27 protein-coding genes are annotated in these 26,796 nt (G+C 62.4%); 19 read left to right on the plus strand and 8 right to left on the minus strand.

From position 1 onward, the window contains the following. Window positions 1-192 precede the first annotated feature (192 nt). A complete protein-coding gene (locus Q0908_RS01105) occupies window positions 193-795 on the minus strand; it encodes an outer membrane beta-barrel protein (protein WP_299280599.1) in 603 nt (200 codons plus the stop codon). 422 nt (window positions 796-1,217) lie between these two features. Here Q0908_RS01105 and Q0908_RS01110 point away from each other — a divergent pair, with 422 nt between their 5' ends. Next, window positions 1,218-2,759, plus strand: a complete 1,542-nt coding sequence (locus tag Q0908_RS01110; protein WP_299280600.1) for a trimethylamine methyltransferase family protein — start codon at window positions 1,218-1,220, stop codon at window positions 2,757-2,759. 41 nt (window positions 2,760-2,800) lie between these two features. On the opposite strand, the gene Q0908_RS01115 is transcribed toward Q0908_RS01110, so the two are convergent. Together Q0908_RS01115 and Q0908_RS01120 are read right to left on the minus strand one after the other, a co-directional pair. Next, complete coding sequence (locus Q0908_RS01115) at window positions 2,801-3,991, minus strand: pyridoxal phosphate-dependent aminotransferase (RefSeq protein ID WP_299280601.1); 1,191 nt, start codon at window positions 3,989-3,991, stop codon at window positions 2,801-2,803. 156 nt (window positions 3,992-4,147) lie between these two features. Beyond that, window positions 4,148-4,531: an MmcQ/YjbR family DNA-binding protein gene (locus Q0908_RS01120; RefSeq protein ID WP_299280602.1), complete on the minus strand. Its 384-nt coding sequence runs from the start codon at window positions 4,529-4,531 to the stop codon at window positions 4,148-4,150. A 173-nt stretch (window positions 4,532-4,704) separates the two neighbouring features. Here Q0908_RS01120 and cysS point away from each other — a divergent pair, with 173 nt between their 5' ends. The 3 genes from cysS (at window position 4,705) to Q0908_RS01135 (ending at window position 8,753) form a co-directional block, all read left to right on the plus strand. Continuing rightward, entirely contained in the window at window positions 4,705-6,201 is a 1,497-nt protein-coding gene (gene cysS / locus Q0908_RS01125; protein ID WP_299280603.1) for a cysteine--tRNA ligase, read from the plus strand. A 136-nt stretch (window positions 6,202-6,337) separates the two neighbouring features. Beyond that, window positions 6,338-7,951 carry a citramalate synthase gene (gene cimA, locus Q0908_RS01130; RefSeq protein WP_299280604.1) on the plus strand — a complete coding sequence of 538 codons (1,614 nt, stop codon included), beginning with the start codon at window positions 6,338-6,340 and terminating at the stop codon, window positions 7,949-7,951. A 34-nt stretch (window positions 7,952-7,985) separates the two neighbouring features. Continuing rightward, entirely contained in the window at window positions 7,986-8,753 is a 768-nt protein-coding gene (locus Q0908_RS01135; protein WP_299280605.1) for a squalene/phytoene synthase family protein, read from the plus strand. Here the strand turns inward: Q0908_RS01135 and Q0908_RS01140 are convergent. Then, complete coding sequence (locus Q0908_RS01140) at window positions 8,750-9,973, minus strand: MFS transporter (protein WP_299280606.1); 1,224 nt, start codon at window positions 9,971-9,973, stop codon at window positions 8,750-8,752. The two genes, Q0908_RS01135 and Q0908_RS01140, sit on opposite strands and share 4 nt — an antisense overlap. A 101-nt stretch (window positions 9,974-10,074) precedes the next feature. Between Q0908_RS01140 and Q0908_RS01145 the strand changes: the two genes are divergently transcribed. The 4 genes from Q0908_RS01145 to Q0908_RS01160 are packed head-to-tail and all read left to right on the plus strand — an operon-like array spanning window position 10,075 to window position 12,714. Further along, complete coding sequence (locus Q0908_RS01145) at window positions 10,075-10,767, plus strand: precorrin-6A/cobalt-precorrin-6A reductase (protein WP_299280607.1); 693 nt, start codon at window positions 10,075-10,077, stop codon at window positions 10,765-10,767. Beyond that, a complete protein-coding gene (locus tag Q0908_RS01150; protein WP_299280608.1) occupies window positions 10,764-11,393 on the plus strand; it encodes a DNA-3-methyladenine glycosylase 2 family protein in 630 nt (209 codons plus the stop codon). The genes Q0908_RS01145 and Q0908_RS01150 overlap by 4 nt, the downstream gene beginning before the upstream one ends. Next, window positions 11,390-12,055: an alpha/beta fold hydrolase gene (locus Q0908_RS01155; RefSeq protein ID WP_299280609.1), complete on the plus strand. Its 666-nt coding sequence runs from the start codon at window positions 11,390-11,392 to the stop codon at window positions 12,053-12,055. Before Q0908_RS01150 ends, Q0908_RS01155 begins: the two co-directional genes overlap by 4 nt. After that, window positions 12,052-12,714 carry a hypothetical protein gene (locus Q0908_RS01160; RefSeq protein WP_299280610.1) on the plus strand — a complete coding sequence of 221 codons (663 nt, stop codon included), beginning with the start codon at window positions 12,052-12,054 and terminating at the stop codon, window positions 12,712-12,714. Before Q0908_RS01155 ends, Q0908_RS01160 begins: the two co-directional genes overlap by 4 nt. Window positions 12,715-12,720: 6 nt before the next feature. Here the strand turns inward: Q0908_RS01160 and Q0908_RS01165 are convergent, their stop codons facing one another. Beyond that, the gene (locus Q0908_RS01165; protein WP_299280611.1) at window positions 12,721-13,335 is read right to left on the minus strand and encodes a hypothetical protein; all 615 of its coding nucleotides are present in this window, start codon (window positions 13,333-13,335) and stop codon (window positions 12,721-12,723) included. A 347-nt stretch (window positions 13,336-13,682) separates the two neighbouring features. Between Q0908_RS01165 and Q0908_RS01170 the strand changes: the two genes are divergently transcribed. Further along, entirely contained in the window at window positions 13,683-14,267 is a 585-nt protein-coding gene (locus Q0908_RS01170) for an HNH endonuclease (protein ID WP_299148932.1), read from the plus strand. A 92-nt stretch (window positions 14,268-14,359) separates the two neighbouring features. Here the strand turns inward: Q0908_RS01170 and xth are convergent, their stop codons facing one another. Next, window positions 14,360-15,142 carry an exodeoxyribonuclease III gene (gene xth, locus Q0908_RS01175; RefSeq protein ID WP_299280612.1) on the minus strand — a complete coding sequence of 261 codons (783 nt, stop codon included), beginning with the start codon at window positions 15,140-15,142 and terminating at the stop codon, window positions 14,360-14,362. A gap of 346 nt (window positions 15,143-15,488) precedes the next feature. Here xth and Q0908_RS01180 point away from each other — a divergent pair, with 346 nt between their 5' ends. Together Q0908_RS01180 and Q0908_RS01185 are read left to right on the plus strand one after the other, a co-directional pair. Next, window positions 15,489-16,007, plus strand: a complete 519-nt coding sequence (locus Q0908_RS01180) for a DUF6749 domain-containing protein (protein ID WP_299280613.1) — start codon at window positions 15,489-15,491, stop codon at window positions 16,005-16,007. Window positions 16,008-16,059: 52 nt separating this feature from the next. After that, a complete protein-coding gene (locus Q0908_RS01185; RefSeq protein WP_299280614.1) occupies window positions 16,060-17,124 on the plus strand; it encodes a hypothetical protein in 1,065 nt (354 codons plus the stop codon). Between the two features lie 4 nt (window positions 17,125-17,128). On the opposite strand, the gene Q0908_RS01190 is transcribed toward Q0908_RS01185, so the two are convergent. Continuing rightward, the gene (locus tag Q0908_RS01190) at window positions 17,129-17,452 is read right to left on the minus strand and encodes an iron-sulfur cluster assembly accessory protein (protein WP_299280615.1); all 324 of its coding nucleotides are present in this window, start codon (window positions 17,450-17,452) and stop codon (window positions 17,129-17,131) included. Window positions 17,453-17,548: 96 nt separating this feature from the next. Here Q0908_RS01190 and Q0908_RS01195 point away from each other — a divergent pair, with 96 nt between their 5' ends. The 8 genes from Q0908_RS01195 (at window position 17,549) to Q0908_RS01230 (ending at window position 25,697) form a co-directional block, all read left to right on the plus strand. Continuing rightward, window positions 17,549-18,691 (plus strand): deoxyguanosinetriphosphate triphosphohydrolase, encoded by a 1,143-nt coding sequence (locus tag Q0908_RS01195; protein WP_299280616.1) that lies wholly within the window; start codon window positions 17,549-17,551, stop codon window positions 18,689-18,691. Between the two features lie 53 nt (window positions 18,692-18,744). Beyond that, a complete protein-coding gene (gene argS, locus Q0908_RS01200) occupies window positions 18,745-20,508 on the plus strand; it encodes an arginine--tRNA ligase (protein ID WP_299280617.1) in 1,764 nt (587 codons plus the stop codon). 111 nt (window positions 20,509-20,619) lie between these two features. Beyond that, window positions 20,620-21,600, plus strand: a complete 981-nt coding sequence (locus Q0908_RS01205) for an SPOR domain-containing protein (protein WP_299280618.1) — start codon at window positions 20,620-20,622, stop codon at window positions 21,598-21,600. After that, window positions 21,597-22,595, plus strand: coding sequence for a beta-N-acetylhexosaminidase (gene nagZ, locus Q0908_RS01210; protein WP_299280619.1), 999 nt, complete (start codon window positions 21,597-21,599; stop codon window positions 22,593-22,595). Before Q0908_RS01205 ends, nagZ begins: the two co-directional genes overlap by 4 nt. Window positions 22,596-22,607: 12 nt before the next feature. Continuing rightward, the gene (locus Q0908_RS01215) at window positions 22,608-23,411 is read left to right on the plus strand and encodes a ScpA family protein (protein ID WP_299280620.1); all 804 of its coding nucleotides are present in this window, start codon (window positions 22,608-22,610) and stop codon (window positions 23,409-23,411) included. Beyond that, entirely contained in the window at window positions 23,395-24,048 is a 654-nt protein-coding gene (gene scpB / locus Q0908_RS01220) for an SMC-Scp complex subunit ScpB (protein ID WP_299280621.1), read from the plus strand. The genes Q0908_RS01215 and scpB overlap by 17 nt, the downstream gene beginning before the upstream one ends. An 80-nt stretch (window positions 24,049-24,128) precedes the next feature. Then, on the plus strand, window positions 24,129-24,398 hold the full coding sequence (locus tag Q0908_RS01225) for a hypothetical protein (protein ID WP_299280622.1): 270 nt from the start codon (window positions 24,129-24,131) through the stop codon (window positions 24,396-24,398). A 93-nt stretch (window positions 24,399-24,491) separates the two neighbouring features. Further along, complete coding sequence (locus tag Q0908_RS01230; protein WP_299280623.1) at window positions 24,492-25,697, plus strand: hypothetical protein; 1,206 nt, start codon at window positions 24,492-24,494, stop codon at window positions 25,695-25,697. Here Q0908_RS01230 and Q0908_RS01235 read toward each other — a convergent pair. Beyond that, entirely contained in the window at window positions 25,694-26,773 is a 1,080-nt protein-coding gene (locus Q0908_RS01235) for a 2'-deoxycytidine 5'-triphosphate deaminase (protein WP_299280624.1), read from the minus strand. The two genes, Q0908_RS01230 and Q0908_RS01235, sit on opposite strands and share 4 nt — an antisense overlap. Window positions 26,774-26,796: the final 23 nt, after the last annotated feature.

Raw genomic sequence — 26,796 nt, forward strand, 5'->3', positions numbered from 1 at the left:
CTGGACCTGTCTGGACGGATCAGTAGGCTGTGAGGTCCGGTCTCCCCCCAGGGGCCGGGCCTCATTTTTTTGGATGTGCCGGGTCAGTGTGAGCCACGCGTTAGGGAGTCTTCCCAGACTGAACGGGGCCGGGCGCGTGTAAGGCGGACGTGTCGTCCGCCCGCTTTTGTGGCTGGCTCGGGTTGGCTGCGTTCAGAAGCGGATCGAGCCCCACACCGTCGGCGTTGTGGCATCCGCGTCCAGGCCGGTGCCGCTGATATCATCGAAGTTGTGCTCAAGCAGTTCGGCCCCGACGGTATGTTGATCCGTGATCTGGTAGGACACGCCGATCCCGTAGAATTCACCGGATTCCGAACCGAGCGATGTGTCCGCCTCTGCCACACCGGCCATGACGTACCCAAGCGCCTGTCCGACATCATACCCTGCTTTCACCTTCAGCCGCGCAACGTCGTCCACATCGACGCCGCCGCCCAGATCGATATCGGTCAAGTCATAGTCAAGCTCGCCACCCGGGACGAATGTGCCGAAGTCGTAGTTGTAACCGACATGCACTCCATAAAGGAAATCGTCCCCGTCTGCGCCGCCGCTGGCATCCACATCGCCGTATCCGAGTTGCACACCGGCATATCCGCCGGTCCACTCATCGCCCAGGGTCGGAGCGGGTGCGACGGTCATTGGCACTGTGGCTGCGGCAGCCGGGGCCGGGGTGTTGACGCTGACAGCTTGGGCCGCGCTTGCGGCAAATGTCAGTGCAGTGGCTGCGCTGGTGGCGATCAGCTTTGCGCGTGTCCTCATACTGCTCCTTCGTTTTTTGGGCTGCTTTGTCTTTGTTTTTGACTGCTGATGCTCTCCAACTGGGAAGGAATACGTTCAGCTCGACCATTGCTCTGCCGCTGCCTTCTGCGTGGGCAGTCCTTTGCACATTCTTGCTGTGCGCGTGCGCAAAAAGCTGCTTGTCGGGCGTCGCAAACAGGACAGATTGGCGCAAACTGGCGCATTACCCTGACGCCGGAGACCCGGATACAGTCGCCGACCGCGTGGTGGTCCACTGATCTGGTGATGAGCAGGGAGGCTTGTCATGCAAGGATGCCGCAGCAAGATCGCGCTGGTGGCCCGCACCATCGGGGCCGAGCGTGGCCGTGCGGCCCGTGGACGCCCCTGTTCTGTCTGACCCGTTGCCTTTCAATTGACGCCCAGACAGATGGACACCCCCGAACATGAACGAACAGACCCCTTTGCGCACAGGTGGCCGTGCGGCCCGTCGCGCCGCCCGTGCTGCCCCATTGGCAGACCACCTGCGCCCCATTCGCGCCGGTATGGAAGGGGGGCGCTATAACCCCCTGAGCGAGGCCGAGGTGCAGCGCATCCATGTCGCAGCACTTGATGCGCTTGAAACCATCGGCCTTGCAGATGCCCCACCAAGCGGGGTGGCCTACCTGACCGCCGCCGGGGCCCTGCAGGGCGAGGATGGCCGTATCCGGTTCCCCCGCGCGCTGGTCGAGGATACGTTGGCCCGCGCCAACCGATCGCTGACCCTGCACGGGCGCGACCCGGCCCATGACCTCGAACTCTCAGGGGCCCGTGTACACTACGGCACCGCTGGTGCAGCTGTGAACTTGGTCGAAATCGACGGAGAGACATACCGCGAATGCGGTGTGCAGGATCTGCATGACGCCGCGCGCATCGCCGACACCCTCGACAACATTCATTTTTTGCAACGCCCTATGGTTTGTCGCGACATCCCCGATACGATGGAGATGGAGTACAACTCGATCTACGCCTGCGTGTCGGGCACCACCAAGCACGTCGGCGCGAGCTTTTCCGAGCCCGAATGCGTCGCCCCCGCGATCGAGATGCTGCACATGATCGCGGGCGGTGAGGACAAGTGGCGCGAGCGCCCCTTCGTGTCCAACTCCAACTGCTTTGTCGTGCCCCCGATGAAATTCGCCCCCGAAAGCTGCCTCGTGATGGAGGAATCTATCAAACACGGCATGCCGGTGTTGTTGCTGTCCGCAGGGATGGCCGGGGCAACGGCGCCCTCGACCATCGCAGGGGCCATCGTGCAGGCCACGGCGGAATGCCTGGCGGGCCTTGTCTATGTGAACGCCGTCAAACCCGGCGCGCCTGCGATCTTTGGCACATGGCCCTTCGGCCTCGATCTGCGCACGGGGGCCATGTCCATCGGGTCGGGCGAGCAAGCCTTGCTGACGGCGGGCTGTGGTCAGATGCACCGGTTCTACGATCTGCCGGGCGGGTCTGCGGGGGGCGCGTCGGATTCCAAACTGCCCAACATGCAGGCCGGGTGGGAGCAGATGTGTTCCAATCTCACCGCGGGTCTGTCGGGTGTGAACATGGTTTATGAGGCGGCGGGCATGCATGCCTCACTGCTTGGGTTCTGCCATGAATCGCTGATTCTCGCGGATGATGTGATCGGGCAGGCGCTGCGCTGCGTGCGCGGCATCGAGGTCACGGATGAAACCCTCGCCCTCGATCAGATCGCGGATGTGTGCATGAACGGCCCTGGGCACTACCTCGGGACTGAACAGACGCTGAGTCGGATGCAGTCGGACATGGTTTACCCGACCTTCGGCGATCGCACCTCGCCCAAAGAATGGGTGGAGTTGGGCAAGCCCGATCTGCTGGCCCGTGCCACCGCGCGCAAGGAAGAGATCCTGGCGTCACGGCCCGCAGCGGCCCTTGATCCGGGCCTTGATGCTGCGATCCGGGCGCAGTTCAACATCCATTTGCCAGCGCGCTAGAGGTCGGGGCAGGGCGGAGGACACCTCCGCCTTACGGTACCTCAAGTCAGCGTTTCGGCAAAATCGCAGAGCGTTTTCAAAGCCGTCTCAAAGGCCGCGTCCTCAATCGTCATGGCAACGCGGATATGCCCGGCGGCGGCCTCTCCGAAACTCTCGCCCGGCATGACGGCGATGTGGTGCGTGTCGAGCAGGGCGTTGGCGAAGTCGTTCCCGCTCATCCCCGTCGCGCGGATGTCGAGCATTAGGTACATCGCCCCTTGCGCCGGGATCAGCCCCACGGCATTTTGCTGCGCCAGCACGTCGCGCGCCAAGGCGCGACGGCGTTCGAAGGGCGCCGCGATCTCGGCCTCGAACGCGGTGCCCTGGTTCAGCGCAAAGACGCTTGCATCCTGAATGAACCCCGGCACTCCGTAGGTCGTATGCGTGGCAAAGGTGATCAGGTGGTCGATGATCTCAGCCGGTCCGATCAGCCAGCCACAGCGCGAGCCGGTCATGGCGTGGCTTTTGGACATGGACCCGACGACCAGCGTGCGCCCGGCCATGTCGGGCAGGGCGCGCGGGCTGAGATGCGTACCCTCCCACACTTGGGTGTCATAGACCTCGTCCGAGATTAGCCACAACCCGTGGCTTTGGCAGACTTCGGCGATCCCCTCCATCGTGGCTTGGGAGTATACCGTGCCGGTGGGATTGTTGGGCGAGTTGATCAGCAGGCTTTTGGCGTTTTGAGTGGCGCGCGCGGCGGCGTCGATGTCGCTGGCGCGCGGCTGAAACGCGTCCTCGGCCCGCGTCTTGATCGCGTGCGGGATGGCAGAGACGCCCCGCAGCGTGCCGGGGTAGGTGGCATAGTATGGGTCAAGGTAAAGTGCCGTGTCGCCGGGATCGCAGGTCGCGGCATGGGCGGCAAACAGCGCCGATTGCCCGCCCGGAGTAATCAGCACGTTGTCGCGGGTGGTGGGCACGCCTGTGCGCTCTTGCGTGCGCTTGGCGACGGTGTCGCGCAAGGCGTCGATGCCCGGCACCATGGCGTATCCTGTGTGCCCGCCCATGGCCGCGCGGTGCATGTCCTGCAGGATGGGTGCTGCGGTGCGGATGTCGTGTTCGCCGATGGTCAGCTCGGTCACAGGCGTGCCTGCAGCGATCAACTTGCGCGCCTTGATAAACACGTCCCACCCGTCAGAGCCGCCCCCTGTCAGGGTGGTGATCCGCTTGGACATGGGGGTGTGGATGGTCATGTGCGCCTCGCGGGATTGGGGTTTGGCCCAAGGGGTCAGAGGGGTGGCGGTTTGTCAATATGTGGGTGATGTGCGGAGTGCCAGGTCAGGCTTGGTGGCGCTGCCCCCGGCTGCGCCTCCCCCGCGGTATTTTGGGTCAAAAGAAGATTTGAGGCGTCAGTCGGCTGAGGGCGTGGGGGCGAGCGTGGCTTGCAGTTTCTTGGGCAGGCTGGCGCGGATGATCTTGTAGGAGGTGAGGATCCTGTCCTGCATTTCGCTTGCATCCTTGCCGTCAAAGGGGATGCGCACCCAGGAGCGGTGAAAGTATTTTGCTTTGGTCGCCGCTCCGATTTCGATCAGAAACTGGGCGCTGTCCACATCGGCGCATTTCACCGACACTCCGTCATTGGCGATCCCGATGCAGGCGAACATTTTGTCACCCACTTTCCATGCGTCCAATCCACCTTCGTGGTGGCTGGCCCAGTGTGCGCCGGGCAGGGCGGCGCAGATCATATCGACGGTTTCGCGGCTCATGGGCACAGAGTGGCGCGAAGTGGCCATTGAAACAAGCCTTGACCCCAAGTCGTGTCGCGCGCTAGGCCTACGCCCATGACCCGGATGATTTGCATTTCCTGCTGCATTATCTGCTGAGCATCTCAGCGGGCCGGTTCACTGTTTTCATAACATCTGAGACTTGATAGGCCCGCGCCAACCTTTGTCGCGCGAGACCCTTCATGTCGATCACCCTCTATAATACCGCCACCCGCCGCAAGGAGCTTTTCGAGCCCATCGATCCTGCGAATGTGCGCATGTATCTGTGTGGCCCGACGGTCTATGACCGCGCCCATCTAGGCAATGCGCGCCCCGTGCTGGTCTTTGACGTGCTCAACCGTTTGCTGCGCCACGTTTATGGCGAGGGTGCGGTGACCTATGTGCGCAATTTCACGGATGTGGATGACAAGATCAACGCGACGGCTTTGGCGCGCCAAAAGGCAGGTTCGGCGGGTACGCTTGAGGAGCTGGTGGCCGAGCGCACGGACGAGACGATCGCTTGGTATCACGCCGACATGGATGCGCTTGGGGCCTTGCGCCCGGATCACGAACCGCGCGCGACGCAGTATATCGCACAGATGATCGCCATGATCGAAGGGCTGATCGCGGATGACTTCGCCTACGCGCGCGACGGTCACGTGCTGTTTCGGGTGCGCGCCTACGAGGCTTATGGCGCGCTGTCGGGGCGGTCAGTCGATGACATGATCGCAGGCGCCCGGGTCGAGGTGGCGCCGTACAAAGAAGACCCGATGGACTTCGTGCTCTGGAAGCCCTCGGACGACGAGCTGCCCGGATGGGACAGCCCATGGGGCCGGGGCCGTCCGGGCTGGCATATCGAGTGCTCGGCGATGGCCTATGAGCTGTTGGGCAAGTTTGATCCAGAAAAGCGCGGTCGTTTTGACATTCACGGCGGAGGCAACGATTTGCAGTTTCCGCACCACGAGAATGAGATCGCGCAGAGCAAATGTGCGGGCCACGACTTTGCCAATGTGTGGCTGCACAACGAGATGTTGCAGGTCGAGGGCAAGAAGATGTCCAAGTCTCTGGGCAATTTCTTCACCGTGCGGGATTTGCTCGATCAGGGGGTGCCGGGTGAGGTGATCCGCTTTGTGATGCTGAGCACGCATTACCGCAAGCCGATGGACTGGACCGAGAAGAAACGGGCGGAGGCGGAGGCGACTTTGAGGAAGTGGCGGGAGCACACCAACCACTACCCCCTGGTATTGGCGGACCAGAGAGCTTGGGATGCGCTGGCTGACGATTTGAATTTGGCTGAAGTGTTTATGCGGATGCACAGCCTATTCGACCAAGGTCATTTTTCCACGCTTAAAGCTACCGGCCATTTCATCGGGCTTCTCGGCGACGAGATGGGGGATTGGATGCATGAGGATGAACACGAGTACGAATTGATTGCTCAACTCGTTGAGATCCGAAATCAAGCGCGTTCAGCAAAGGATTTTTCTAAGTCGGATCAAGTTCGTGACGGTTTAAGGGAGATCGGCATTGTTGGACGTGATACAAGTGAGGGCTTTAAATTTGAGATTGATAGCGGCCCGGCCCACCGGGCGGTCTCTACTGATCTAGTAGCCGAAAATGGTGGGCTGTTTTCATACGGGACTAAACGGCTTTCCGACTGGCGCTCAAAGAAGCTGAAAAATCTTCTGGAGGCTCTCAAATGACCCGTGCTCAACTTAGGCCAGCCCCCGACCGCGGGTGGGGGTCTAGCCCCCGCCCGGGGGGGCGGTCGGGGGCTGGCCGTGACGCAAGCGCCACGGCCCGGTCATTGCAATCAACCGCTACAAGAGTGTCGATGCCATGACCGAACGCCTCTCCCTCTTCGACACCACCCTGCGTGACGGACAGCAGACCCAAGGCGTGCAATTCTCGACCTCGGACAAGCTGCAGATCGCGCAGGCTCTCGACACGCTCGGCGTCGACTATATCGAAGGCGGCTGGCCTGGGGCCAACCCGACCGACAGCGCCTTTTTCGACGCTCCGCCGAAAACGCGCGCGACCTTCACCGCCTTTGGCATGACCAAGCGGGCAGGTATCAGTGCGGAAAACGACGACGTGCTGGCCGCCGTGCTGAATGCGGGCACACCCGGCGTCTGCCTCGTGGGCAAGACCCATGATTTTCATGTCAAGACCGCCCTCGGCATCTCGCTGGACGAAAACACCACCAACATCGCGCAATCCTTTGCCCATGTGATCGCGCAAGGGCGGGAGGCTGTGTTTGATGCCGAACATTTCTTTGATGGATACAAATCCAATCCCGACTACGCACTGCAAGCCGTCCACGCCGCCTATGACGCAGGCGCGCGCTGGATTGCGCTCTGTGACACCAATGGCGGCACGCTGCCCCATGACATCCACGACATCACCAAGGCGGTGATCGCCTCGGGCATTTCCGGCGACCGCCTTGGCATCCACACGCACAATGACACCGAGAACGCGGTGGCCGGATCGCTGGCGGCGGTCGACGCGGGCGCGCGCCAGATCCAGGGCACGCTCAACGGTCTGGGCGAGCGCTGCGGCAATGCCAACCTCACGGCTCTGATCCCGATCCTGCTGCTGAAAGAACCCTATGCCAGCCGGTTCGAGACCGGGGTGAGCCTTGAGGCGCTCCAAGGGCTGACCAAAACCTCGCGCATGCTTGACGATATCCTGAACCGGGTGCCGCAGAAACAGGCGGCGTTCGTGGGGGGATCGGCCTTTGCACACAAGGCGGGGCTGCATGCCAGCGCGATCCTAAAGGATCCCACCACCTATGAGCATATCGAGCCCGCGCTGGTCGGCAATGCGCGCATCATCCCCATGTCCAATCAGGCGGGCCAGTCCAATCTGCGCAAACGGCTTGGCGATATGGGGCTGAAGGTCGCGCCAAAGGACCCGGCGCTATCGGTGATCCTTGATCGGATCAAGACGCGTGAGGCGGATGGTTATAGCTATGACACGGCCCAAGCCTCGTTCGAGCTGCTGGCGCGGGATGCGTTGGGGCTGATGCCGGAGTTCTTCGAGGTCAAGCGCTACCGCGTCACGATCGAGCGGCGCAAGAACAAGCGCAATCGTATGGTGTCGTTGTCCGAGGCCGTTGTGGTGGTGAAGGTCGATGGGACAAAGATGCTGTCGGTCAGCGAGTCCATGGACGAACAGGGGACGGATCGTGGCCCCGTTAACGCGCTGTTCAAGGCTTTGGCCAAGGATCTGGGTCGCTATCAGGCCAATGTGGAGGACATACGGCTGGTGGACTTCAAGGTGCGCATCACTCAAGGCGGCACCGAAGCCGTCACTCGCGTCATCATCGACAGCGAGGACGGTCAGGGGCGACGCTGGTCCACGGTCGGCGTGTCGGCCAACATCGTGGACGCGAGTTTCGAGGCCCTGTTGGACGCGATCCGCTGGAAACTGGTGCAGGACGGCGTGGCATGAGGGGGGCCGTAAGGCGCACCTTTGGTGCGCCCGCGTGAGCCTGCCCGAACCTGTCATTGCCTGCGCGCGCATCGTGGAACAGGGCGACCCGGACCGATTTCGCACCGTCATGGCCGCGCCCGTGGCGGCGCGCGCGATGCTGTTTCCGATCTATGCGATGAATGTCGAGGTTTCGCGCGCGCCCTGGGTCACGCAGGAGGCGATGATCGCCGAGATGCGCCTGCAATGGTGGCGTGATGCGCTCGAGGAAATTGCCCGAGGGCGCGCGGTGCGCAAGCATGAGGTCACGACCCCATTGGCCGGTGTGATCGGCCCCGAGCAGGCCAAAATGCTGGATGAAAGCGTGACCGCGCGGCGATGGGATATTTACCCCGAGCCTTTCGAGGATGAGGCGCATATGGACGCCTATATCGACCAGACGGCCGGGCATCTGATGTGGACAGCGGCCGCCGCGCTCGGCGCGCCTGCGCAAGCTGAGGGCGACGTGCGTGCGTTGGCTTTCGCAGCGGGGACGGCAGCATTTCTGCGGGCGGTGCCCGCCTTGGCGGCTGCGGGTCGCATTCCGCTGCTTGATGGTACGCATGAGGGGCTGATCGTACTGGCGAAACGGGCCAAGGCACGGAGCGTGCGGCCCGCATTGCCCAAGGCTGCCCGCCCGGCCTTGTGGCCCGCAATCGGCGCCGGAAAACTGCTCGATCAGGTGATCCGGAACCCTCAAGCGGTCGGTGATGGGACGCTGCCCGCACCGCTCACGCCGCTGCGCTTGGGCCTCAGCGCCACGACCGGGCGGCTCGCACTCTAAACTGTCGCGGCGCGCTGGCGCATCATCAGCCAGATGATCGACGCCCCGGCCAGCACGAGGAAGGGGACCATCGCGATATTGACCGCCGCCCAGCCCTCGACTGGGTCCCCGCCGATGCAGTTCATCAACCCGCCTGAGGCGAGCGAGGCGACGGTGACCCCGCCAAAGACGATCAGGTCGTTCATGCCCTGCATCCGGCCACGTTCCTGCGCGGTATGGGCCCCGGCGAGCATGGTGGTGGCACCGATAAAGCCAAAATTCCAGCCAAGACCGAGCAGGAAGAGGGCGACATAGAAGTTGCTCAACTCGACCCCATTCAGCGCCACGATCCCGGCCCCGCCAAGGATCGCGAGGCCCAAGCCCATGATCCGCTCGACCCCGAAACGGGTGATGAGGTGGCCGGTGAAGAAGGACGGCGCGAACATCGCAAGCACATGTACGGTGACGACATTGGCTGCGTCCGGCTCGGTGAACCCGCAACCCACCACTGCCAGCGGGGTCGACGTCATCACAAGGTTCATCAGCGCATAGGACACCGCCGCACAGATCACCGCGACGGCGATGCGCGGGCTGGCGAGCAGCTCGGCGCGGGTCCGTCCGGGGCCATCCGTGGCAGAGGGCGGCGGCGGTTTGGGAATGTCGAGCAGCAGGAACAGCGCCATGCCCATCAGGTTGAAGCCCATCGCGACCCAGTAGATCGGGATGTAGCGGGCGACCGTCGCGTCCACTGCCCCGGCGGTCACATAAGCGACAACCTGCGGTCCGATGATGGCCGACAACAGCCCACCGGCCATCACATAGGAAATCGCCTTGGGCCGGAACGCATCAGACGCGGTGTCGGCGGCAGCAAAGCGGTAAAACCCTTGCGCTGACATGTAGATGCCGGTCATGTAGCTGCCCACGAGGAACAGCCAGAAGCTGCCGATGCTGAGCGCCCAAACTCCGATAGCGGCCCCAACCAGCCCACCAAGGGCACCAAGGATGAACCCGGTTTTGCGCCCAAACCGTTGCATCACGTTCGACAGCCACGGCGCGGTCGTCATCGACCCGAAGACGATCAGCGAGATCGGCAGGGTGGCCAGACAGGCAATGGGCGAAAGCTGCTGACCCGCCAGCCCTGCAACCACGAACATCATGGTGATCTGGCTGCCCAGAAAGGCTTGGGCGGCCACCAGCACGGCCACATTGCGCTTGGCGCGGGTGTCATCCACTTGGGTCATAAGCACTGACTAGACCGCCTGCCTGCGCGCGGCAAGCGCCCCGTACTCTGCGTGCGCGCACAAACGGTTGCGCAGGGCAGGGATGGCACTAGGGTGGGGCCATGACCACATCCCCGTTGATCGCTGTTCTGGCCGGTGCCCGCGAGGTGCACGACGCGGTCGCATGGCTGAACGCGGCACAGGCGCGGGCCTGCGTGGTCTGGGGACGCGAGGGCGAGGCGGTGCCGCTTGGGCTGTCGGAACATGCCACCGTGCCTGCCGATACCCGCGCCATTGTCGATGTGAGCCACGCCTTTGATGTGTTCACCCGCATTGGCGCCCTCGCCGCTGTTCCACACGCCGCTTATGCGCGGGTGGGGCGCGATCCGTGGATGCCGGGCGCGGGGGAAAAGTGGCAACAGGTCAACACGATGGAACAGGCCGTCGCCGCTTTGCCCGCTGGCGCGCGGGTGTTTGCCGCGACCGGGCGCGGCAGCCTGACCGAGCTTGCCCGCCACCGGGGTCGCGTGTTCCTGCGCCAACTGACTGCGCACCGCGAGCCAACGGGCTTTGGCAATTGCGAATTTGTGTTTGGGTCGGCCCCTCTGGATGCGGCAGGGGAGGCCGAGCTGCTGAAACGCCTCGAGATTGACGTGGTTCTGGCGCGCAATATCGGGGGCCCGGATGCCTTTCCCAAAGTGCAGGCAGCGCGTGATCTGGGCTTGCCGGTGGTGATGCTGCGCCCACCTGCATTGCCATCGGGGCCACGGTTGCGCAGTGCCGAACAGATGGCCGACTGGCTCAAGACCCTATGAGTGGACGCATCATCGAAACAGAGGCGGATGTGGTCGAAGGGGCGGCGTGGCTGGCAGCCCATGACCCGGCTCTTGCCCGGGCGCTCAAGATCGCAGGCCCGCTGCCGCTGCGCCGTCGTCCGGACGGGTTTGCCGCACTTTTCAACGCGATCATCGGGCAGCAGGTCAGCACTGCGTCTGCGGCGGCAATCTGGGGCCGGCTTGAAGCCGAAGGGCTGACCTCGCCAGTCCCCATCATCGCTGCCGGAGAGGACGGGTTGCGCGCGGCGGGCCTCAGCCGTCAAAAGATCGCCTACGCGCTGGCGCTGGCCGAGGCGGGCATAGATTATGATGCCCTGCGCACAGCGCCCGATGCTGAGGTGATCGCGACCCTCACAGCCGTGAAAGGCATCGGGGTCTGGACGGCGGAGATCTATGCGATGTTCGCTTTGGGTCGGGCGGATGTGTTTGCACCGGGCGATCTGGCCCTGCAGGAGGCCGCGCGCCTGATCTATGATCTGCCCGCACGCCCAACCGAAAAGGCCTTGCGCGCCATGGCCGCCGACTGGAGCCCGTGGCGGGCGGTTGCCGCGCGCCTGTTCTTTACCTATTACCGGGTGGCCAAGGGCCGGGAAGGGATCACATGACACGGGTGTTGCAAGCAGGGCGGGTCGAACCGCAATCGGGCGCATTGCGCTCGATCGTCGTATTTCTGCATGGCTACGGGGCCAATGGGGCGGACCTGCTCGGGTTGGCCGAGCCGCTGAAGGATCATCTGCCCGACACGCTGTTCGTGGCCCCCGACGCGCCTGAACAAATCCCGGGCTATCCGGGCGGCTACCAGTGGTTCCCGATCCCGTGGATCGATGGTAGCAGTGAGGAAGAGGCCGAGCGCGGCTTGAATGCCGCCGCCGAAGACCTCAACGCCTTTCTCGACGCGCTGATGGTGGATGAGGATGTGCTGCCAGAACAGGTCGTGCTGTTCGGTTTTTCCCAAGGGACGATGATATCGCTGCATGTGGCCCCGCGCCGCGAGGACCCTGTGGCGGGGATCGTGGCCTTTTCGGGCCGTCTGCTGAACCCCGAAGTGCTGGCCGACGAGGTGGTCAGCCGCCCGCCGATCCTGCTGGTGCACGGCGATCAGGACGATGTGGTGCCACCACAGTCACTGCCGCAGGCCGCAGAGGCCCTGCAAGAGGCCGGGTGGAAGGACGTATATGCGCACGTCATGGAAGGGACCGCGCATGGGATTGCGCAGGACGGGCTGAGCGTTGCGCTCGCCTTCATGCGCGACAAGCTGGGGCTGTGAAAGTGATGCACTTGCGCAAGGTGGCCTGGGTTCTGGCGCTGGCAGCACTTGGCGCGACGGCGGGTCCGCACTGGATGGGCACCCCGGTATCCGCGCAGGATACAGGTGAAGAACAGACGACACCAGATACGCCCGCGACCCCCATGGTTCCGCTGGAGACCACGCTTGGGCGCCAATTCGTGCTGCTGCTGGAGGGCGTGAAGTCGCCATTAATCCTGCCCAACATGCTGCAACTTGATGCGGCCACGGCTGGATGGAATTTCGCCGCAGCGCCGCAAAGCCTGCTGGACGTTGATGCCTATGTGCTGATGGCCGACAACTGGGATGCGGTGCGGGCGATGTCGTCACACGTGTTGCACAACGTGATGGTGGCCAATCTGGACGGGGTGAGCAACGAGGTGGGGATGCGCTGGTTCTCGGTGACGCTGAACCTGTCGGACGGGTCGGGGCATCCGGTGCAGGTGGTGCTGGGCAACCGGTCCGGGTTGACCCAGATCACACCGTTCTGCCTGTCGATGATGCTGCATGATATCGCACGGTTTTCGCACAATCAGGATCAGTTTTCGACCGCAACGGCAGGGCCGGGGACCGGCTGGCGATCCTGCGGGGCGCAGGGCTGGACCAGCGTGGCTGACATGAGAGCACGCCCGGTCGAGTAGGGCGTTTCAGCAGAGCGCTCCGAAAGGAACCCGGCGGGGGCTGGCCTCTTGCGAGACCTGCGCCCGTTTCCACGCCGCATAGATCACAAAACCGATCTGCGGTTCGGCGCGCATCAAACGCGCGGCTGTCTTGCCCGATATCCGCTTCAGCCCGAACAGGCCCGCCGAGGTCATGACTGCGCGAAACCCAAGCGGGCACATGGGCGCGTGACGCGCATCCTCAAGGGTGACGTCAAACTCTTGCCGGCCGGCCAGCAGATCACGGGCGATGGCCTGAACCGAGTGCCATTGATCCATCAACTGGCGCTGCGCGCATTGGGCTTCTGAGGCTTGGGTCATTGCCACATAGGGATCGTCGCATTGGGCGTGATAGACCGACGCCCCGTTTTCAAACACCACATACCACAGCAGATCACCCCCCGTCGTGATCGCGCGGTAGGCGGTCATGGTGCCGAAATCCGACCGGATCGCATTGGCCGGATCATACCACAGGGCCACCGCATGTGTGGTGTCATGGATGAAATCGGTGGGGGTGGTCCCGCCCGTGTCAGCCATCGGGCGTGCGGCATGCAAGCGCTTGAACAGACGGGCAGTGCGCTTGGCAGGGGCAGGCAATGACATGTGTGGGCTCCAAAAAATCAGTGGCAGCGGAGAGCCTCGGTATCGACTAAAATGAGGTCGCAAGAGCATCCGCCTTGAATTGCGGTCATATTGCGCCGTTACAACGTCGCAGGCGAGTGGTGTATTCCTTACCTTTGATCGATATGGCGCTTTTTCCTGGCCCAAGCGGCGCGATGGCGCGCGTCATTTGCCTGTTACGCCTACACCCTATGCAATATGCGACATATCGTGGTGGACTGCGCTCTTGCAGATCGGTTTCCACAAGATATAGTCGCGATATAAGGCTGGGGCGGCTCCCCGCTCTGGTGTCAGTTTTGGCGGACCGGGCAAGGATGGAGTCACGCGAGATGGACGGCGATTTCAGAACAGATTTTGTGCGCAGCTCTGGCGCGCTCAGGCATCACCCGGCGCTGGTGCTGAATGCGGATTATCGACCGCTCAGTTACTACCCGCTGTCGCTGTGGCCCTGGCAGGAGGCGATCAAGGCGGCCTGGCTCGACAGGGTGGATATCGTCGCTGAATATGACGAAGTGGTGCGAAGCCCGAGTACCGAGATCAGGATACCGTCGGTTGTCGTCCTCAAAGACTATGTCAAACCTCAAAAGCGCGTGGCCTTTACGCGCTTTAATTTATTTCTGAGGGATGAATTTCGCTGCCAGTATTGCGGCGCGCGGGGCGATTTGACCTTTGATCACGTGGTGCCCCGCGCCAGTGGTGGTGTGACCAGTTGGCAAAACGTGGTCGCGGCCTGCAGCCCTTGCAACCTGCGCAAAGGGTCCAAACCGCTGCACCGCACCGGCATGGGCCTGCGCAAACCGCCCCGCCAACCCGCCGCCGAAGAGTTGCGCAACATGGGCCGAAAATTCCCGCCCAACCATCTGCACGAAAGCTGGATGGATTTTCTTTATTGGGATGCTGAACTGGAAGCGTGATTCAATCACGAAGGTGATTGCATCAAGTGGCAAGGACTGCTTTCGCAAGAAAGCTGCCGGACACACCCTCACGATGGCGCGACGAGGTCAAGTCAAGCCGCCAGATCAATCCAGACCGGCACGTGATCCGACGGCTTTTCCTCGGCCCGCACCTGCTTGTCGATCTGACAGTCGGTCATCATGTCCGCGCAGGCAGGCGACATCAGGAAATGGTCGATACGAATGCCGTCATCACGGTTCCACGCGCCCGCTTGATAGTCCCAGAATGAATAGTGACCGGGCCCGAGGCTGCGCGCACGGAAGGCTTCGGTCAGCCCGAGATTGATCAGGCGGCGATAGGCGGTGCGGCTTTCCAGCCGGAACAATGCGTCCTCGCGCCATGCGTCGGGCCGTTTGGCATCTTCGGCCTGGGGTATGATGTTGTAATCACCCGCCATCAGAAATGGAGTCTCTTCGGCCAGCAATTCCACGGCACGCTGGCGCAACCGCTCCATCCAGGCCAGCTTGTAGTCGTATTTCGGCCCCGGTGCCGGGTTGCCGTTGGGCAGGTACAGACCGCACAGGCGCACCGCTTGGCTCTCGCCCATTACCGTCGCTTCGATATAGCGGGCCTGTTCGTCACTCTCATCGCCGGGCAGGCCACGGCTCACGTCTTCCAGCGGCAATTTAGACAGGATGCCGACGCCGTTGAACGACTTTTGCCCGTGCGTTTCGACATTGTATCCGCGGTCTTCGAACATCTCGCGGGGGAAATTTTCGTCCACGGATTTGATTTCCTGCATCAGCACCACGTCAGGCTGCGCCGCATCAAGCCATCGCGGCAGCGCCTCGGCGCGCGCTTTGATCCCGTTGATGTTGAACGTCGCGATTTTCATAAAGGGCCTCCGCTGCCTGTTGATCCAGATGTGACCGATCCGTTCGGGGATCGCAAGCAGGCTGCGCCGCGCGGTCGGTGAACGCTTTTTCAACGATCTGATTCGGCGTGCGGTGAGGCTGATTCCGGGCGAGCGGCTCTCGATCCATGAAAAATCGGCGCTGTGGACAAATTTTTTTTGCAACCGATCAGGCAACAACATCTGTCCAGAGGTCAGCACCTTCTGAGGGGGTCTTCATGTGGATAAACCGCCAGAAAACACGCGTAAGGAGAATTTGTGCTTCGCAACACACTTTTAACGAGCAAAGGTTGAGAGGTCACAACCAAGAGATGAAAAGGACCTCAACATGACTGCTCAACGTAAAGTTTCTGTCTCAACCACTACCACTGAAATCGACGGCCTGCACTGCGGCGATGCGACTGAAATGTTTTCGTCCGGCTTGGCCCCGGCGGCGAGTGATGCACTGATGGGTGATGCGATTTCCATGTTTTCTTCAGGCTCTGCGCCAATGGCCAGCGAAGCCAGTGCAGGGGACGCGGTCGAGATGTTCTCGTCAGGCTCCACAGCGACAACAGCGCACACCACAACAGGTGATGCCGTCCACATGTTCTCGTCTGGTTCGGCCCCCACGGCCAGCGATGCAACAGCAGGGGATGCGACTGAAATGTTCTCCTCCGGCTCTGCACCAACCGCTTCGGATGCAACAACGGGTGATGCGACGCACATGTTCTCCTCCGGCTCCACGCCCACCGCTTCGGATGCCAGCGCAGGGGACGCGACAGAAATGTTCTCCTCCGGCTCGGCCCCTGTCACGGGCACTGTGACGGATGGTGCGGTGACTGGCCTCTTCTCGTCGGGCTCGTAAACGTCGCTGCCGCGGCGGGACGACATATTGCAATCAAAAGGACACTACCCCCATGTCAAATGTCATTGCCCTCAACGTCCTGCCGCGCCGCCAACGTTTGGCCGAGCGAACCGACGCCCTGATCGACGGCTTCGCCCGCCATCGCCGCATCCAGGATGATGTGTTCTGGCTGAAAGAGAACGCCGAACTGCTCAACATTCTGGAATGCACCGGCACGCCTGTGTCCCAAGAGGCGCTGACGCCGCACCTGGCCTTTTACGGCAGTCTGACCGAGCGGTTGCAGTTTTTCCCGCAATATTACCGGTTCCTGCTGTCCATTGGCCTCGACCTCGAAGACCTTGGTGTGGCCGGCGCGCAAATGGAGCGTCTGTGTGAATGGGTCGCCAAACAGGGCCTGCCCGAAGCGGAGCTAAGCGATCTGCAACGCGCCGAAGCGCGCCGGTTGCTGGCGCGGCGCGGTGTGCACACAGCGGCGGCTGATCCGGGCCTCGATGACCGGTTGCACGCCTTCATCAATCGCCCGGCCACCTTTGCGCTGCCCAATAAAAAGGCGGCCTACGAGCTGACGCATATCGTGTTCTATCTGTCCGAATACGGGCGCAAGGACCCCGGCCTCGACCCCCGGGCGCTGGTCAGTCTGGAATACGCAGGCATTCTTGCGCTTCTGGATCAGAACATGGATTTGCTGGCTGAGATCTGTGTCGCCATGCGCCAGGCTGGCCAGGCCGCGAACCCGGTGTGGGAAGCGGCGGTGCGCCAGACCGTCAATGGCTTTGACGTTCGGCAAGACGGCGATGCGCCGCTGTCGGATGACTATCATGAATATCTTGTGGCCAACTGGGCCTGCGCCACGGCTGGTCAGGACCAGATGGCGCGCGCCGTGCCCGAGGGGCGTGCCGTGTTCCAACGTCCGGTTCTGGCGGCAGGGGCGTTGCGCCCGATGTCCTCGGCGCTGCTGAGTTTCGCGGATGCACGCAGCGCGGATTGGGAGCAGATGCAGGCGGGCCTATACGATATGCTTGACCCTGACGCCGGAGACACATTGCGCACAAGCGAGGCGTCCTCGCCCCATTTCGCCGCTTTCTTTGAGCAATTCGCGCGGGCCGTGCCCGCCTGAGGCGTCACATCGAAAAGGATGTGCCGCAGCCGCAGGAACTGGTCGCGTTCGGGTTTTCGATCACAAAACGCGCGCCGATCAGCTCTTCGGAAAAGTCGATGGTGGCGTTGGACAGGAAGGGCAGGCTAATCGCGTCCACCACGACCTTTTGTCCGGCCCCTTCGAGGATCAGATCATCCTCTTTGGGCTGATCGAGCGCAATCTCGTACTGAAAGCCGGAACATCCACCCCCCTCAACAGCCACGCGCAGGGCCTGACCCTGATCTGCGGCCCCGATTTCAGCCAGACGTTCGAACGCGCGGGAGGTCACGGTGGGGGGGAGTTGCATCTGTCGGCTCCGATCACTGTTTGCGGGTGCGGCGGTTTCAATCGCGCTGCACCTGCAATATATGGATCATTGGAACAGGCGACAAGGATCAGCAACATGACCGCGCCCTTTGCCTCTGATCCTGCGCGTGCCCGGGGACGGCGTGTGCCGGAGACAGAGTTGCCCTTTCGCTCGTGTTTTCAGCGCGACCGGGACAGGATCATCCATGCCTCGGCCTTTCGCCGGCTCAAGCACAAGACACAAGTGTTTGTCGAACATGAGGGTGATTATTACCGCACACGGCTGACCCATTCGATTGAAGTGGCGCAGGTGGCACGCACCATTGCGGGGGCTTTGGGGCTGAACGATTGTCTGACCGAGGCCATCGCGTTGGCCCATGATCTGGGCCACCCGCCCTTCGGGCACACCGGCGAGGATGCGTTGCAGGCGCTGATGGCGCCCTATGGCGGCTTCGATCACAATGCCCAAGCCATCAAGATTGTGACGCAGCTTGAGCGTCACTATGCCGAATTTGATGGGTTGAACCTGACATGGGAATGCCTTGAGGGGATCGCCAAGCATAATGGACCGGTGACCGGTGATCTGCCTTTCGCGCTGGCGGAATACAACGCGATCCATAATCTCGAACTCGACACCCATGCCAGTGCCGAAGCGCAGGTGGCCGCCCTTTCCGACGACATCGCCTATAACAACCACGATCTGCATGACGGGCTGCGGGCCGGGCTGTTTGACGAGGATGACATCCTGCACCTGCCCATGATCGGGGCCGCATATGCCGAAGTGGATGCGCAATATCCGGGCCTTGACCCCATGCGGCGGCGTCACGAGGCGTTGCGGCGCGTCTTTGGGCAGATGGTCAGCGATGTGGTCGCAACCTCGGGTGAGTTATTGAGCACAAGCAAGGCTCAATCGGTCGAGGATATCCGCCATCTTGGACGCCCTGTGATCCGGTTTTCCGACCGCCTCTGGGCCGATCTGCAGGACATTCGCGCATTCCTGTTCACCAATATGTACCGCGCCCCAAGCGTCATGGAAAAGCGCGCCCAAGTCACCCAGGTGGTCGAGGATCTGTTCCCGCTGTTCATGGAACAACCCGAACTGCTGCCCCCGGAATGGCGCCGCCACGCCACAGGGGGCGATGAAACGGCGCTCGCACGGGCGGTCTCGGACTATATCTCGGGCATGACGGACCGCTACGCGTTGCAGGAACATGCGCGCCTGATCGTGGAGCCTGATTGACGCGCCCGGTGGCCGTGATACACCGCCCGAACCCTAACCTGAGTAACTGAGACATGAACCTTTTCGCCGATATCCGCGCCCTTGTGCTGTCCGACCTTGCCGCCATGGTGGCAGATGGCGCGCTGCCCGAAGGGCTGTCGACTGACAACGTCGCGGTGGAGCCGCCGCGGGATGCAGCGCACGGCGATATGGCGACGAATGCGGCGATGGTTCTGGCCAAACCGGCGGGGATGAAACCGCGCGATATTGCCGAGACACTCGCCACCCGGCTGTCAAATGATCCACGCGTCACCAGCGCCGAGGTGGCCGGGCCGGGGTTCCTGAACCTGCGGTTGGCACCCGTCGTGTGGCAGGGGATTGTGGGGGATGTCTTGGCGGCAGGCGCGGATTTTGGCCGCTCTGATATGGGCGCAGGCAAGCGGGTGAACGTCGAATATGTCTCGGCCAACCCCACGGGGCCTCTGCACGTGGGCCACACGCGCGGCGCGGTGTTCGGGGATGCGCTGGCCTCACTGCTCGCCTTTGCGGGCCACGATGTGACACGCGAATACTATATCAATGACGGCGGCGCGCAGGTCGATGTGCTCGCGCGGTCGGTATACCTGCGCTATCTCGAAGCGCACGGACAGGACGTCGCCTTTCCCGATGGCACCTATCCCGGCGACTATCTGATCGAAGTCGGCCAGGCGCTGAAGGAAAAGGTCGGCGACAGGTTCGTCGACAAAGGCGAGCAATTCTGGCTGGATGAGGTGCGCGACTACGCGACCCAAGCGATGATGGACCTGATCCGGGCCGACCTCAAAGCCCTCGGCGTCGAGATGGACGTGTTCTATTCCGAAAAGTCGCTCTATGGCACGGGTCGGATCGAAGCGGCGCTGGACGATCTGCGTTCCAAGGGCCTGATCTACGAAGGCGTGCTTGAGCCACCCAAGGGCAAAAAGCCCGAGGATTGGGAGCCGCGTAAGCAAACGCTGTTCAAGTCCACCGACCACGGGGACGATGTGGACCGGCCTGTGATGAAGTCGGATGGGGCGTGGACCTATTTCGCACCCGACATCGCCTATCACTATGACAAGATCACGCGACAGAACCCGGATGGAACCGTGGGCTTTGATGCGCTGATCGACGTCTTCGGGGCCGATCATGGCGGATATGTCAAACGGATGAAAGCGGCCGTCAGCGCGCTGTCGGGGGGCACCGTCCCGCTCGACATCAAACTGACGCAACTGGTTAAGCTGTTCAAAAACGGCGAGCCGTTCAAGATGTCCAAGCGGGCTGGGACTTTCGTGACCCTGCGCGATGTGGTCGATCAGGTCGGCCCCGGCGTGACCCGGTTTCACATGCTGACGCGCAAGAACGACGCGCCGCTCGATTTCGATTTCGACAAGGTGCTGGAGCAAAGCCGCGAAAACCCGGTGTTTTACGTCCAATACGCATTCGCGCGGGTGACGTCCGTTCTGGGCAAGGCCGAAGAGGCGGGGATTGCCGTCGATGATGGGACGCTGGCCGCCGCCGACCTGTCGAAACTCGATCACGAGGCGGAATTGGCGCTTGCGGCGAAGCTCGCCGAATGGCCCCGGCTGGTTGAAACGGCGGCGCGCAGCAATGAACCGCACCGGATCGCCTTCTACCTTTATGATCTGGCGGGCACCTTCCACGGGCTTTGGAACCGGGGCAACGACGTTCCCTCCTTACGCTTCCTGCAAGAGGGTGCGGCCACCTCGCAGGCAAAAATTGCCCTCGCGCGTGCCTGCGCCGTTGTAATTGCGGCTGGCCTTGGTATTCTTGGCGTAGAACCAGCCAAAGAGCTGCGTTAGCCCCGCCAAAAGGGGCACAGCAGGCACCGACTTCCCCTTGCGCTTCTTTGGGGCGCACCCACAATCAGATGATCCGCGCGGGCACGCATCGGCGCGGACAACGAGGCACAGATGGCAGATATGCAGTTCACCCACCATGTGGGTCACGTGGGATATACATCCCCCAACACAACTTCAAAAACGCCTTCCAACCCACTGAAGAACATGACCAATCTGGCAGGGGCTGCCGTGTCTCTGGCGCTGATCGCGGGCGTGTCGATCTGGGGCTACAAGCTGGTGATGCGCGATGTTTCGGGCATTCCGGTGGTGCGCGCGGCTGAGGGGGACATGCGCATCCGACCAAGTGAACCGGGCGGACAGCTTGCACAAAACACCGGCCTTGCCGTGAACGAAGTGGCCGCCGTCGGCGAAGCATCCGGCCCTGTGGATCGGCTCGTTCTGGCCCCGCGCCCCATGGATCTAAGCGACGAAGATTTGCCGATGACAGCCAAAACGGTGGCCCCCGTGCAACAGCCTGAACCGCTGAACGTGTCCGCCAGTTTTGAGACGTCGCCGCGTGATGTGCTGGCGATCGACAATGTGGACGACCTTGTGAACCAGCTTACCGCCGGGGTCGACGCCATCGATGCTGACCCGGTTGAGCCGGAGCCGGCCAGCATTGCTGCCGCCGCGGTGCCCGCTCCTGCCGCGACAGCATCCGAGCCAAGCGTCACGGGCCCCGGACCATCCCAATCCAGGCGTCCCCAATTGCGCCCCAAAAGCGCGCCGGCTGTTGTCGTGCCCGTCGCAGCCATTGCCGAGGCGCAAGGCACGCAAGACCTTGATGCAGCAACGATTCCGACCGGCACCCGTCTCGTGCAGCTTGGGGCCTTCGACAGCCCCGAAATCGCGCGCGAACAGTGGGACAAGATGCAGGGTCGCTTTGGCGACTACCTCAAGGGCAAGGACCGGATTGTACAGCAGGCGCAATCGGGCGGGCGCACCTTTTACCGTCTGCGCGCCCACGGTTTTGCCGACCTCAGCGACGCGCGCCGGTTCTGTTCGGCCCTTGTTGCCGAAGGCGCGGACTGCATCCCGGTCGTCACGCGATGAATTTCGGCGCGACCATTCTCGACGCGGATGGGGGGGCACTCAGTGTCGACGAAAAGGCGTTCTTTCGTGAGGCTGACCCGTTCGGCTTCATCCTGTTTGCCCGCAACATCGACACGCCGGATCAGGTCTATGGCCTGTGCTCTGAAATGCGCGAGGCTGTGGGGCGCGACGCCCCGATCACCATTGATCAAGAGGGCGGGCGCGTGCAGCGTCTGCGCGGGCCAACCTGGACGGAACATCTGCCGCCGCTAGACTTCGTACGCCGCGCCGGAGACAATGCAGAACGCGCAATGTACTTGCGTCACAGGCACATAGCGCACGAACTTAAAGCCCTCAGCATCGACAGCAATTGCGCGCCGATGGTCGATATCATCGTCAAGGACACCCATGATTTTCTGCGCAACCGCTGTTACGGCACGTCGCCCGCGGACATCGCCCTGCTTGGCCGCGCCGCCGCCGACGGCATGCTGGACGGGGGTGTTCTGCCAGTGCTCAAGCACATTCCGGGCCATGGGCGCACCGATCTGGATAGCCACTATGATCTACCGCGCGTGGACGTGAGCCTTGATACACTGCGCGAGACGGATTTTGCTCCGTTTCACGCGCTGAATGACCTGCCTATGGGGATGACCGCCCACGTGGTCTATGAGGCCGTCGATGAGGTGCCAGCCACCCTGTCGCGCGCCACAATGACCCTGATCCGCGAAGAGATCGGCTTTGACGGGCTCATTATGACGGACGATATCGGAATGAAGGCGCTGAGTGGGACCGTGGATCAGATCGCGCGCCGGTCGCTTGAGGCGGGTTGCGACGTGATCCTCCATTGCAATGCACCGCTTGCCAGCCGGATCGCCTCTGCCAATGCGGCGGGCCCTATGAGTGATGCCGCGCAACGCCGGGCCGAGGCCGCATTGGCCGCCCGTCGCACCCCTGATGACATTGACATTGCCGACCTGAACGCCGAACTTGAGGCGCTTTTGGGCGGGGGCGTGTGACGATGAGCAGGCATGGCTGAAGACAGCTTTGAAGAAGACAGCGTGTCGGTTGCCGACCGCCTCGCTGCCGAGGCGCTGATCATTGACGTGGACGGGTACGAGGGGCCGCTGGACCTGCTCTTGACCCTGTCGCGGACCCAAAAAGTCGATCTGCGCAAGATTTCGGTGCTGCAACTGGCGCATCAATATCTCGCTTTTGTCGAAAAAGCGAAACAGTTGCGCCTAGAACTGGCTGCTGACTATCTGGTGATGGCGGCCTGGCTCGCCTTCCTTAAATCCCGCCTGCTCTTGCCGCCCGACCCGACCGAAGAGGGGCCATCTGGCGAAGAACTGGCCGCCCATCTGGCCTTTCAGCTCGAACGCCTGCAAGCGATGCGCGATGCCGCCGCGCGGTTGATGGCGCGCGACCAGTTGGGCAGGGATTTCTTTGCACGCGGCCAGTCCGAGATGGTCACGCGGGTGCGCAAGGTGACCTATTCGGCGACCCTGCTTGATCTGATGCAAGGCTATGCCCGCATCCGCACCCGCGACGAATTCCGCCCCTTCGTGATGGACCGCGACGCAGTGTTCACGATGGAACAGGCGCTTGAGCGGATGCGCGGGTTGATCGGCTATGCGGGCGAGTGGACCGACATTCTGTCCTATCTGCCCGAAGGGTGGGAACTGGACCCGATCAAGCGCCGCTCGGCCACAGCGGCAACCTTTGCCGCCAGCCTCGAACTGGTCAAGGAAGGCCACCTCGAAATCCGGCAAACCGACACATTCGCGCCGATCCAACTGCGCAAACGAGATGAGCCCCGTGACAGAAGCACCTGAAGAAAAAGAAGAAAGCCTGTTTGAAGCCCCTCCGATGGCTGAACAGGAACGGATGGTCGAGGCGATCCTGTTTGCGACCGCCGAACCCATCACCGTGCGTGAACTTGAGGCGCGGATGCCCCATGGCTGCGACCCGGCAGAGGCGCTGGTTTACCTGCGCAAACGCTATGAGGGGCGCGGCGTGCAGGTGATGAAGATCGGTGATGCCTGGGCGATCCGCACCGCCGCTGACCTTGGGTTCCTCATGCAAAAGGAAACGGTCGAGACGCGCAAGCTGTCCCGCGCCGCCATCGAAACGCTCGCCATCATCGCCTATCACCAGCCCGTCACCCGCGCCGAGATCGAGGAGATCCGGGGCGTGTCCGTCAGCCGGGGCACGGTGGATCAATTGCTTGAACTCGAATGGATCCGGTTCGGGCGGCGCAAGATGACGCCGGGGCGGCCTGTGACCTTTGTGGTCACGCAAACCTTCCTTGATCACTTTGGCCTTGAGAACGCGCGCGATCTGCCCGGCCTCAAGGAATTGCGTGCTGCCGGATTGCTGGAAAATCGCCCGCCGCCCGGCACGATGCCCGGCCCCGAGACCGAAGAAGAGGCCGAAGACACCGAAGGCCAATCCGAGCTCTTTGAGGATTAGAGACCGGGCGGGCCTGAAATTCGCCGCATTTGATGCTATATTGAACGCAACAGGACGCAGAACAGGGCAGGAGCAGTGCCATGAATGCAAATCAGATCATCAACATGGTCATGCGCATCATCATGCGCAAAGCGATCAATTCTGGGATCAATGCGGGTGTGAACCGCATCGGGCGGGGTCGTAAATCGGGGCCGCCACCGGTCCAGAACCGGGCGCGCCAGCCGCAAAATCAGATGGCTGAAAGCTTTGACATCGACGACGACGCCCCACCGACCCAAGCGGAAATCCGGCAGGTGCGCGCGGCGCGTCGCGCGGCCAAACAGGCCCGCGCCCAGAACAATCAGGGCTGAGCTGACCACGGTCCGGTCAGGAAAACCCCCGTTGATCCACTATAAGTAGTGCCCTAGCGTACCCCCATTGCTTTCAAGTGGGGGATTTAAGCTATGGGCGATAACACGACGGGAAACCGTGTGGGCTCCGTTTCGTTGGGGGTCACGGTTGTGGCCCTTTACGTGTTGTTTGTGATGCTCGTCACGTTTGGCTTTGGCAGCTACATCTATCGCACCGCCTGGCAAAGCGAACCCATGCGCACCCAGATCGAAGGCGACACCGCGACCGCCGGGCAAGACGCGGATATCGACAACATGATCTTTATCCTGCGCCGCGAGCAGAACCTCGAATATGCCAAGCTGCAGCTGGCCGAGGGCCTGCGCGATCTGCGCAGACAGGTGGCCGATTACGAGGCGCGGATCCGGTTGTCCTTTGGCCCGATCAATCGCGACCGCGAGACGCTGCGGGTGCAGGCGGATCTGATCGTGGCAGACCTGACCGAGTATCAATACGCCCTGCAAGCCCCGGCGCGCAGCAGATATGAGCTGGTGTTGAACCAGACCGGCCTTGGCCCGCACACCCGCGTGACGACCCTGATCAGCGTGGTTGAGGAGGGGATCGGGGACGCCGACCTTGATGCGGCTGGCCGGGACGCCTTTACCACCATGGCCAACGCCTCCCGGCTCAGGCTGGACGACCTGCTGGCCGCGCTTGAGCGTACAAACAAGGCTTCGCACGATCTTCAGCAGGAACGCGATGTGGTCAAAGACCAGATCACAGCCCTTGAGGCGCAGCGCGGCCAGCATGACGAGCGCATCAAGGCGCTGCGCGAGGTGCTGCCGATCGGGTCCGTGACCCGCGCCCGGCTGGCGGCCTTGTCGATGAATATACCGCTGATCCCGGATGCGTTGATGCGGCTGGTCAGTTTCCCCACCATCTTCCTGACCCTAATCGTGACCATTGCGGCAGGGGGGTTGGGCACCGTGGTTGCGTTCTCGCGCCGTTACTATTCCTCGGCGCATGCCGATACGCTGACCCTGTCGCGCCTGTTCGTGAATGTGGGCGAGGGGATTGCCGCCGCCATCGCGATCTTTTTGTTTTCCGGGGCGGGTATGCTGGCCCTGACCCAAGGCGGGGGCACAGGCAATGACGTCGAACTCAGCCCCTATACCGTGGCCTTTATCGCCTTCCTGTCAGGATTCATGGCAGAGGATGCGTTTGCCTCGATCCAATCGGCGGGCAAGCGCATTTTCAAGCGGGACATGCCCAACGACACGGAGGTCAACGTACCACCACCCGAGGCGGGCGACCCCGCCTAATGCGGCGCGGCGAAGTGTTTGGAGAGCTTAAGGCCCTGGCCCTGATAGTTTGATGCGATCCCCGCGCCATACATCTGTTCGGGGCGCGCCTTCATCCGCTCATAGATCAGCCGACCGACGATCTGGCCGTGTTCCAGCACGAAGGGGGCCTCATGGCAGCGCACCTCAAGCACACCGCGTGATCCGGCCCCGCCCGCAGGGTCGTGCCCAAAGCCGGGATCGAAAAAGCCTGCATAATGGACCCGGAACTCACCGACCATGGCAAGGTAGGGGGCCATTTCGGCGGCATAATCGGGCGGGATGTGGACCGCTTCGCGGCTGACCAGAATGTAAAACGCGCCGGGGTCCAGAATGATGTGACCATCGCTGCTGTGGACGTCTTCCCAGAATTCGGTCGGATCATAGTGCCCGATCCTGTCCAGATCGATCACACCGGTGTGGGGCTTGGCGCGGTAGCCAACCAGTGTGGTGTCCTTCAGGCGCAGATCGACCGAGAACCCCAATCCCTCGTCAATGACCGCAGTCCCATCAACGAGGGGCATATCCGCGTGAAGCGCCCGCAATTCGTCGTCACCCAACACCGCCTGACCATCGCGAAACCGGATTTGGTTGAGACGCATGCCGGGCCGGACCAGAACAGAGAACGAGCGTGGGCAAATCTCGGCATAAAGCGGCCCCTGATAGCCCGGCGCGATCCGGTCAAACTCGGCTCCGCCATCGGTGATCAGCCGGGTCAGCAGATCAAGTCGCCCGGTCGAGCTTTTGGCGTTGGCGACCGCCTGAATGCCCTCGGGCAGGTCCAACCGCTCCATTAAGGGCACCACGTAGACACAGCCCTTCTCAAGAACGGCCCCATCCGACAGATCGACCCGGTGCATTTCAAATTCGGTCAGGCGATCCGTGACCGTGCGCCCATGCCCCGCCAGAAACGAGGCGCGCACGCGGTAGGCCACATGGCCAAGGCGCAGATCAAGGCTGGCGGGCTGCACTTGGGCATCGGTGATCGCCACATCAGCCGCGATTTCGGCGCGGGCAATCATGGTCTTCAGATGTGTGTCTGCAAGTACGCCGGTCATCCCATCCCCTCGATATCGTTGGC

Source organism: uncultured Tateyamaria sp. (assembly GCF_947494755.1).
Classification (GTDB): domain Bacteria; phylum Pseudomonadota; class Alphaproteobacteria; order Rhodobacterales; family Rhodobacteraceae; genus Tateyamaria.

Bases quoted from the DNA above. Each gene is read 5' to 3' on its own strand.
- cimA (WP_299280604.1), top strand. From the start codon at position 6,338: ATGACCGAACGCCTCTCCCTCTTCGACACCACCCTGCGTGACGGACAG.
- Q0908_RS01180 (WP_299280613.1), top strand. From the start codon at position 15,489: ATGACTGCTCAACGTAAAGTTTCTGTCTCAACCACTACCACTGAAATC.
- argS (WP_299280617.1), top strand. From the start codon at position 18,745: ATGAACCTTTTCGCCGATATCCGCGCCCTTGTGCTGTCCGACCTTGCC.
- Q0908_RS01105 (WP_299280599.1), bottom strand. From the start codon at position 795: ATGAGGACACGCGCAAAGCTGATCGCCACCAGCGCAGCCACTGCACTG.
- Q0908_RS01190 (WP_299280615.1), bottom strand. From the start codon at position 17,452: ATGCAACTCCCCCCCACCGTGACCTCCCGCGCGTTCGAACGTCTGGCT.
- Q0908_RS01235 (WP_299280624.1), bottom strand. From the start codon at position 26,773: ATGACCGGCGTACTTGCAGACACACATCTGAAGACCATGATTGCCCGC.
- Q0908_RS01140 (WP_299280606.1), bottom strand. From the start codon at position 9,973: ATGACCCAAGTGGATGACACCCGCGCCAAGCGCAATGTGGCCGTGCTG.
- Q0908_RS01195 (WP_299280616.1), top strand. From the start codon at position 17,549: ATGACCGCGCCCTTTGCCTCTGATCCTGCGCGTGCCCGGGGACGGCGT.
- Q0908_RS01225 (WP_299280622.1), top strand. From the start codon at position 24,129: ATGAATGCAAATCAGATCATCAACATGGTCATGCGCATCATCATGCGC.
- Q0908_RS01230 (WP_299280623.1), top strand. From the start codon at position 24,492: ATGGGCGATAACACGACGGGAAACCGTGTGGGCTCCGTTTCGTTGGGG.
- Q0908_RS01150 (WP_299280608.1), top strand. From the start codon at position 10,764: ATGAGTGGACGCATCATCGAAACAGAGGCGGATGTGGTCGAAGGGGCG.
- Q0908_RS01185 (WP_299280614.1), top strand. From the start codon at position 16,060: ATGTCAAATGTCATTGCCCTCAACGTCCTGCCGCGCCGCCAACGTTTG.
- Q0908_RS01155 (WP_299280609.1), top strand. From the start codon at position 11,390: ATGACACGGGTGTTGCAAGCAGGGCGGGTCGAACCGCAATCGGGCGCA.
- xth (WP_299280612.1), bottom strand. From the start codon at position 15,142: ATGAAAATCGCGACGTTCAACATCAACGGGATCAAAGCGCGCGCCGAG.
- Q0908_RS01170 (WP_299148932.1), top strand. From the start codon at position 13,683: ATGGACGGCGATTTCAGAACAGATTTTGTGCGCAGCTCTGGCGCGCTC.
- Q0908_RS01145 (WP_299280607.1), top strand. From the start codon at position 10,075: ATGACCACATCCCCGTTGATCGCTGTTCTGGCCGGTGCCCGCGAGGTG.
- Q0908_RS01205 (WP_299280618.1), top strand. From the start codon at position 20,620: ATGGCAGATATGCAGTTCACCCACCATGTGGGTCACGTGGGATATACA.
- Q0908_RS01110 (WP_299280600.1), top strand. From the start codon at position 1,218: ATGAACGAACAGACCCCTTTGCGCACAGGTGGCCGTGCGGCCCGTCGC.
- Q0908_RS01115 (WP_299280601.1), bottom strand. From the start codon at position 3,991: ATGACCATCCACACCCCCATGTCCAAGCGGATCACCACCCTGACAGGG.
- Q0908_RS01165 (WP_299280611.1), bottom strand. From the start codon at position 13,335: ATGTCATTGCCTGCCCCTGCCAAGCGCACTGCCCGTCTGTTCAAGCGC.
- cysS (WP_299280603.1), top strand. From the start codon at position 4,705: ATGTCGATCACCCTCTATAATACCGCCACCCGCCGCAAGGAGCTTTTC.
- Q0908_RS01215 (WP_299280620.1), top strand. From the start codon at position 22,608: ATGGCTGAAGACAGCTTTGAAGAAGACAGCGTGTCGGTTGCCGACCGC.
- nagZ (WP_299280619.1), top strand. From the start codon at position 21,597: ATGAATTTCGGCGCGACCATTCTCGACGCGGATGGGGGGGCACTCAGT.
- Q0908_RS01120 (WP_299280602.1), bottom strand. From the start codon at position 4,531: ATGGCCACTTCGCGCCACTCTGTGCCCATGAGCCGCGAAACCGTCGAT.